Source organism: Mesorhizobium sp. M1D.F.Ca.ET.231.01.1.1, assembly GCF_003999155.2.
Lineage (GTDB): Bacteria > Pseudomonadota > Alphaproteobacteria > Rhizobiales > Rhizobiaceae > Mesorhizobium.
In genome coordinates this window covers 1-443 of record NZ_RZOZ02000059.1, presented here as the reverse complement: position 1 = coordinate 443, position 443 = coordinate 1, and the positions used below count along the sequence as shown (strand labels likewise).

Below are 443 nucleotides of genomic sequence, written 5' to 3'. Positions count from 1 at the left end.
GATGCCTTGCGCCACGCCGCCGACGAGGATCAGCGAAAGCAGGAAAGAAGCGCAGATGAAGGCGATCCGCGCCACGCCCTCGCCCGCATCCGGCCTTGCCGCCGCGTTCAGCAGCGTTTCGACGAAGGCCCAGCAGAACAACACCGGGACGGTCAACAGCGCGATCGAAAGCGGCGCGACCACGGCAAGATTGTCAAGCTCGGGAAACCGGCCGCCCGGGATGGAGAGACCAAGCACGCCAAGCGCCGCCGCTATGCCGCGGCTGCCGTCCATGCAAATAAAGGCAAGCAGCGCGAAAACCGCCGCCCAATGCAAGGCAAGAACTGAGCTCAACACGTGCCGCATGCGCTTCCCGTTTGGGGAGTCCGGGAGATCATGGTTAACCTTTCCCTACTCCAGCAGGCGGAGATTGGGCTTTGCAAAGGCCCGCTGCAACGGAAACC

The 443-nt window shown here is 63.4% G+C and carries 1 pseudogene; it reads right to left on the bottom strand.

The annotated features are described in order from the left end of the window. Positions 1–345 (bottom strand): annotated as a pseudogene (locus EN874_RS32245) (hypothetical protein); the annotation flags it as partial. Positions 346–443 lie beyond the last annotated feature (98 nt).